The following is a 6,577-nucleotide window of genomic DNA, read 5'->3' as shown; positions in this document are numbered from 1 at the left end:
ACAAAAGGTATGTCCCCCCGTGAATACAGGGAACATACCTTAGTAATTTAAAAAATATAATTTTGTCTAACTTTTCTGTTGCACTTCAAATTGTTCTTTGATTACCACGGTCTATTTGTTTTAGGCGGAAAGAGTTATGTCCCAAACTCTTTTTTGAATTCAAATGATTAAGTTTATTTTAGCCAATCAAAAACGGTTGACAAATACTTACTCCAAATTTTCCAGGAGTGATTTCCATTCACGGGCATCCAGGTATAATTATTTTTGGCGTGAATGCTTAAAAAGTTTTTGAACATGACATTATCTTCGTGCATGAAATCTTTATCACCGCACAAGGTCAAAATTTTTAATTTAGGTTGTTCTTTGTTGAAAATGTTTGTCAGTTGATTTTTTCTGACGGCTTCGGGATTGTCGAAAATCGTATCAAAGATATCTTTACTCATTGGTGAATCGGGGTTGTCTCGAAAATGTTCGATGTCAGTGATTGGTGAGAGAGCAGCCACTTTGCCAAATTTATCAGAATTTTTGAAGGCAAATTTTAAAGCTCCATAACCGCCCATGCTAGAGCCAACGATAAAATTCTTTTGCCGATCGGTTGAAATTGGTAACAATTTTTGCATTTTGGGTAGATACTCTTCGAAGAAAAATGAATAGTATGATAAAAACTTTGCATCTGAATAAAATGAATTCAATCCATCTGGCATAATGATGACCCAATTGTACTTGTTAGCTAATTCTTCAATATAAACGTGCTTACTCCAAGCCGTATTGTCACCTGTGTAGCCGTGTAGTAACCAGACGACTGGATATTCATTTTCGTCGGTATCAGGGACAGCAACGGTTGTTTTGAAGTAAGTGTGTAAATAATTAGTTCGGTAGCTTAAATTCATTAAAGTCATAATAAATCTCCTCATCGTGATTTCTAATTATTATTTTAACGGTTTATTTTTATTTGTTAATTTATCTGGTCAATTGGACAAATACAGAGCTTTGTAGCACCATAAAACTATGGAAAATACTTTCGAGGTGGAATTAATGAAAATTGTGTTAGCACCAGATTCATATAAGAATTCTTTAACAGCTAAAGAGGTTGCTCAAGCTATGCGTGATGGTTTTGAAAAGGTTTATCCCGATGCTGAGTTTGTCAGTGTACCAATGGCTGATGGTGGTGAGGGTACTGTTCAATCAATGGTTGATGCTAAAAATGGTCAAATCGTCACTGTTGAAGTCATTAATCCTTTAGGAAATCCAACTTCAGCCCATTTTGGCTTGATTGACGATGGTAAAGTTGCAGTGATTGAAATGGCCGAGGCTAGTGGCATTCAATACATTAACCAATTTACGCAAAATCCTTATATCACAACAACTTATGGAACTGGTCAATTAATTAAGGCGGCAATTCAAAATGGTGCAACAACGATCATTATTGGAATTGGTGGTTCGGCGACTAACGATGGAGGAGCTGGTATGGCACAAGCTTTAGGCGCTCATTTGTTAGATAAAGATGGTAAAGAATTGCAATATGGTGGGGCAATGTTGAAGAAGCTCTCTTCTATTGATACTTCGGACATGCTTGAAGATTTAGATAAGGTAAAAATTATTATAGCTTCTGATGTCAAAAATCCTTTGACGGGACCAAACGGTGCTAGTCATGTTTTTGGTCCACAAAAAGGTGCCAATGAAGAGATGACCAATTTCTTAGATGAGGCTTTGTCGCATTATGCTGACATTTTGAAGCGTGATTTGAATCAAGATATTAAGGAAATTCCTGGTTCCGGAGCAGCTGGTGGTTTAGGAGCTGGTTTGATGGCTTTTACTAACGCTCAGATGAAATCAGGGGTCGATATTGTAGTTGAATATACTGGTTTGAAAAAAGCTGTAGCAGACGCTGATATTGTCGTCACCGGTGAGGGTCAAATTGACTTTCAAACTAAATTTGGCAAAACACCGATCGGCGTTGCTAAAGCCACAAAAGAAGTCAATCCTAAGGCAACTGTTATCGCTATTGCAGGGTCGATCGGCGAAAAAGTTTCCGAGTTATATCCTTTGGGAATTGACGCAATCTTTAGCTGTGTTCCAGGAGTTGAGGATTTATCAGAAGCCATCAAAAATACTGATGAAAATTTACAACAAATTTGTCAAAATATTGGACGATTGCTTCAAAAACAGCGGGAAGTTTAAAGTGATAAGATAATATTGAAGCATCGATCAATGGGAGTGATTATTAATGAATAATGAGATCAAGTTTATTTTGAGTGAGTTAGAAGTTATTTATGGTTTTTATCAAGACAAATTTAGTCTTGAAAGAATAAAAAAATATATTTTAAGTATGCCTGACAAATCTCGAATCATCGGAGTTGAAGAGGGCATGGTACCAATGTATGATCACAATTTGACTTTACCGATCGGTAAATTTAATGATGAAACTGATTCAGTTAGTTTGTTATTAGTCACTCACACAATGGTACAGACACGTGATACTAAAATAATTGCTAATGATAGTCACCGTGTGGCTGATCTAGTTAATCGTTTAGTGGAATTATTGTCACCAAAGAAATAAAATTTACAATTTATTTACACAAATTTTACGTAAGAGATAGCCGATAATTGTTATGATAATTAACGAATTATTGGCTATTTTTATTGGTATCAAAGGATTCTTAGAGAAATTTTAATAATAAAGGTAAATTTGACTTTTAATCTCAATTTCTTTAAATTATTTACTGCAAGTTTGCATTGAGAAGGAGAGAAAATGAGTTTAAGAATCTTATTAGTCTGTGGGACAGGTGCCTCATCTGGTTTCATGGCAGTCAGTATGCGTAAAGCTGCTGCTAAACAAGGGTTAAACTACCACATTCAAGCCCGTAGTGAAGCAGAGCTAGAAAATTATTTAGAGGAAATCGACGTAGTCATGGTGGGTCCACATCTATCGTTTCTCGAAGATGAGATCAAACAGATGGTTTCTGGAAAAGCGATTCAAGTGATTGTGATGGATCCAAGTTATTATTCAATTTTAGACGGCAAAAAGGCTTTGGAACATTTACAAAGTGTTATTGGTCAGAATCGAGGAAACGCTGATGAATAACTTTATGACATTGTTTAAAGAAAACGTCGCTCCCAAAATGGATAAGATCAGTCGGAACATTTGGATCAGCGTTTTAAAAGATTCGATTTTACAAACGTTACCATTTATTTTGGTTAGTTCATTAATAACTTGTTTGAGTTTATTCGGCAATATTTTTAAATGGTGGCCAGATTTTTGGGGTATTAGTAACTTTACTTTTGGAATTGTTTCTATTTTTGTAGCTTTTTTGATTCCTTTTAACATGATGGAACGAAAGAAATTAGCGAAACAAAGAATCATCGCTGGTTTTTCATCATTAGGGGTATTTCTTTTATTGACACATCCAGTTATGGAAAAGGGTAATGCCATTTTTCAATTTAGTTTTTTTGGTGCTGGTGGGATGTTTGTCGCAATTATTTGTGGAATTTTTAGTGCTTTAGTTATGGAATTTTTTGGAACTTTTAGTTTTTTTAAAAAAGACACTGCTATTCCTGACTTTGTAACTGCTTGGTTTGATTCAATGCTACCGATTGGAATCGTTATTGGTAGTGGTTGGCTTCTAGTTGATGTCTTAAAAATCAACGTTTATCAATTGATTATTGCTTTCTTTTCACCACTATCTGGCATTATTGAGACTTTGCCAGGTTTTGTTTTAATAATGTTCATTTATTGTTTAATTTATTCAATGGGTATTTCAACTTGGGTCTTAACACCAGTAACAGCACCGGTTTATCTAGCTGCTATTCAAGCTAACCAAACTAATGGTGCTAGTAACATTGTCACAGGTGAGACGATTTATTCGACTTATCTTTGGATCGGTGGAGTTGGTTGTACCTTGCCTTTAGTTTTGATGATGTTAGGTTTGGCAAAGTCAAAACGCTTAAAAATCATGGGCAAAGCTTTCTTTGTTCCCAGTTTGTTTAACATCAATGAACCGGTAGTTTTTGGAACGATTGTCTGGAATCCTTTTTTAATGATTCCCATGTGGATTCAAGGAATAGTCTTACCAATTATTATCTGGATAGCTTTAAAAATTGGGCTTGGACAAGTGCCAACTAAAGTCTTTCAAATGTGGTACATTCCGTTTCCAATCAATACTTGGATCAATGCTGGAACAGTGGGCTCAATAATGTTAGTCTTAATTATTTTTATTGTTTCAAGTATTATCTGGTATCCATTTTTTAAAGCTTACGATAAACAATTATTAATGAGTGAGGAAAACTAATGCTGGATGAACAAGAAAATAATGAAGAGTTACGTCAAAGTATGCAGATTATAATTGAAGCTGGAGATGCTAGAAAATCAATAATGCAGGCGTTAGATCTGATAGGTGATGGGGATTATGAAGCTTCCAGAAAAAATCTTTCAACTGCTAAGCAAAAACTAGTTACCGCACATGCTTTACAGACACAACGGATCCAAAAAGAAGCTGCTGGGGATCAAGTTAGTTATTCAGTCTTGTTTACTCATGCTCAAGACACGTTGATGTCGGTGAACTCTGAATATAATTTGACTAAACATTTAATCGAAATTTTTCAAAGAAAAGAATCTAAGAAAAATTAAAATAGTTTTGTTATGATGGAGAAAAAAGAAGGTCTTATAGTTGTTAGTCGATGACAGTTGGTATCAAGAATTACAACTAGGGAAAATTAAGAGTATCGTCCCAGTTTCTGGTGGTGATATTAATTTGGCTTTTAAAATTATTACTGATGAGTCCGAGTATTTTTTAAAAGTTCAACCAAACAATGACGAAAGCTTTTTTTTCCATGAAAAAGAAGGCTTAGATTTAATGGGAGCTGTTATTAATGCTCCAAAGGTGATTCGTATTGGAACTTTCAAAGGCTGTGGTTATTTAATTCAAAATTTTATTGAATTTGGTCAAGGTTCTCAATTTGAGTTAGGTCAGATGGTGGCTAAACTGCATCAGAAGCATGCTCCTAAATTTGGTTTGGACAATGATGTTTTAAATGCTAAGAATCCTAAAATAAATACTTGGCAGACTAATTGGGGCAAATTTTTTATTGAGCAACGATTAGAGGTATTACTGGATAAAGTTAAGGCCAAGGGGTATTGGAATAACTATCGCCAAGATCTTTTTGATAAATTCGAAAAAAGAGTGAGTGATTTTTATCAAGAAAATCCGGTTAAACCGAGTTTATTACATGGAGATCTTTGGAATGGGAATGTCGCTTTTACAAAGACTGGTTCGCCAATTTTATTTGATCCAGATGTTTTTTATGGTAATCGCGAAATGGATATCGCAATGACATTATTGTTCGGCGGGTTTAATGCTGATTTTTATCAAGGTTATGAGAGTGTTTACCCGCTTACTAAAGATTGGCAAAAGCGAATTCCTTGGTATCAAAGCTATTACTTATTAGCTCATGTTAATTTGTTTGGTGAAACATATGGTCCAAGTTTAGAACAGACCTTAATACAGAGCCTACAAAATTAGACACAAAAAAGCCGTCAACACGCAGAAGTTGACGGCTTTTTCTATTTTAATGGAGGATTTGAATTGGTTTTAATTGTTTTCAATAATTAAATCAAGTTTGCTACTTGCATCAAGATTGGCACAACGATAACGAAAAGAACAGTTGAAGTTGTTACCAAGTTGGTTGCATAATCGACATCACCATGGGATTGGTCGACTAGGATAGGAAGAACAGCTAGACCAGGAGCAGCTGATTGGATAATGAATGAACTGCTTTCTAGTGCTGGTAGGTTAGTACCCATCATTGATTTACCTAGAAGGATGATACCGATCATAAGAGCAGGAGCAATGATAAATCTACCAACTAAGGCAAGGATTGTATCACGGTCAAATTTAATTGATTTCAATCCGGCGTCAGCCAAGATGATACCAATGTAGATAAGAGACATTGGTGTAACGATACCACCGACCATGTCTAAGGTCTTATTGATCCATTCTGGAACAGGAATTGCTAATAGTAAGAATACTAATGAAACTAAGAAACCAACAAGTGGAGCAGGAAGTAATTTCTTCCAGTTGAAATCTTTCTTTTCACCTTTATCAACAGTTGGATCATCACTTGAGATGAAGAAGATACCGACAGCCCAAGTTGAAATTGTATTCATAACATAGTAAACAAGGAAGTAAGGTAAACTCTTGTCACCAAACAAGGCCATGTTCAAAGGTAAACCGATGAAAATTGTATTAGCATTAACGAACATGTTAATGAAAGTACCACGACGACCTTTTTTGATTTTGAAGACTTTAGTTAAAATCCAAGCTATGATGTAGCCTAACGTGAAACTGGCAAAGGTAAATACCAAGCCACCAGATAAACTTGCTAATTTATCTCTGTTTAAATACTTCAAAACAGAAACAAAGATTGAAGCAGGTAAAGCGATTTTCATAATGATGAATGAGATATTACCCTTAAATTCATCACCTAAACGACCTGACCCTCTAAGCCAGTACCCTAAGGCGATAACTAGTACGATTTCAGCAACACTTTCTAGAGAAGTGATAAATGCAGCCATAAAAAA

8 protein-coding genes are annotated in these 6,577 nt (G+C 35.2%); 6 read left to right on the top strand and 2 right to left on the bottom strand.

From position 1 onward, the window contains the following. Positions 1–173: 173 nt before the first annotated feature. Positions 174–899 carry an alpha/beta hydrolase gene (locus tag U8521_RS11770; protein ID WP_334352827.1) on the bottom strand — a complete coding sequence of 242 codons (726 nt, stop codon included), beginning with the start codon at positions 897–899 and terminating at the stop codon, positions 174–176. A 136-nt stretch (positions 900–1,035) separates the two neighbouring features. On the opposite strand from U8521_RS11770, the gene U8521_RS11765 reads away from it, so the two are divergent. From U8521_RS11765 to U8521_RS11740, 6 genes are all read left to right on the top strand, one after another. Further along, the gene (locus U8521_RS11765) at positions 1,036–2,181 is read left to right on the top strand and encodes a glycerate kinase family protein (protein ID WP_334352826.1); all 1,146 of its coding nucleotides are present in this window, start codon (positions 1,036–1,038) and stop codon (positions 2,179–2,181) included. Positions 2,182–2,227: 46 nt separating this feature from the next. Then, positions 2,228–2,560: a hypothetical protein gene (locus tag U8521_RS11760; RefSeq protein WP_334332576.1), complete on the top strand. Its 333-nt coding sequence runs from the start codon at positions 2,228–2,230 to the stop codon at positions 2,558–2,560. A gap of 192 nt (positions 2,561–2,752) precedes the next feature. Continuing rightward, positions 2,753–3,085 carry a PTS sugar transporter subunit IIB gene (locus U8521_RS11755; RefSeq protein ID WP_334332575.1) on the top strand — a complete coding sequence of 111 codons (333 nt, stop codon included), beginning with the start codon at positions 2,753–2,755 and terminating at the stop codon, positions 3,083–3,085. After that, complete coding sequence (locus U8521_RS11750; protein ID WP_334352825.1) at positions 3,078–4,289, top strand: PTS sugar transporter subunit IIC; 1,212 nt, start codon at positions 3,078–3,080, stop codon at positions 4,287–4,289. The genes U8521_RS11755 and U8521_RS11750 overlap by 8 nt, the downstream gene beginning before the upstream one ends. Continuing rightward, on the top strand, positions 4,289–4,627 hold the full coding sequence (locus U8521_RS11745; RefSeq protein WP_334352824.1) for a PTS lactose/cellobiose transporter subunit IIA: 339 nt from the start codon (positions 4,289–4,291) through the stop codon (positions 4,625–4,627). The genes U8521_RS11750 and U8521_RS11745 overlap by 1 nt, the downstream gene beginning before the upstream one ends. Positions 4,628–4,667: 40 nt before the next feature. Beyond that, positions 4,668–5,519, top strand: a complete 852-nt coding sequence (locus tag U8521_RS11740; RefSeq protein WP_334352823.1) for a fructosamine kinase family protein — start codon at positions 4,668–4,670, stop codon at positions 5,517–5,519. 86 nt (positions 5,520–5,605) lie between these two features. Here the strand turns inward: U8521_RS11740 and U8521_RS11735 are convergent, their stop codons facing one another. Beyond that, positions 5,606–6,571, bottom strand: coding sequence for an AEC family transporter (locus tag U8521_RS11735; protein ID WP_334352822.1), 966 nt, complete (start codon positions 6,569–6,571; stop codon positions 5,606–5,608). Between the last annotated feature and the right edge of the window lie 6 nt (positions 6,572–6,577).

This window comes from Companilactobacillus miaonis (assembly GCF_036913615.1).
Classification (GTDB): domain Bacteria; phylum Bacillota; class Bacilli; order Lactobacillales; family Lactobacillaceae; genus Companilactobacillus.
Note: the sequence above shows the minus strand (reverse complement) of the source record. Positions and strands in the feature narration are given on the sequence as shown.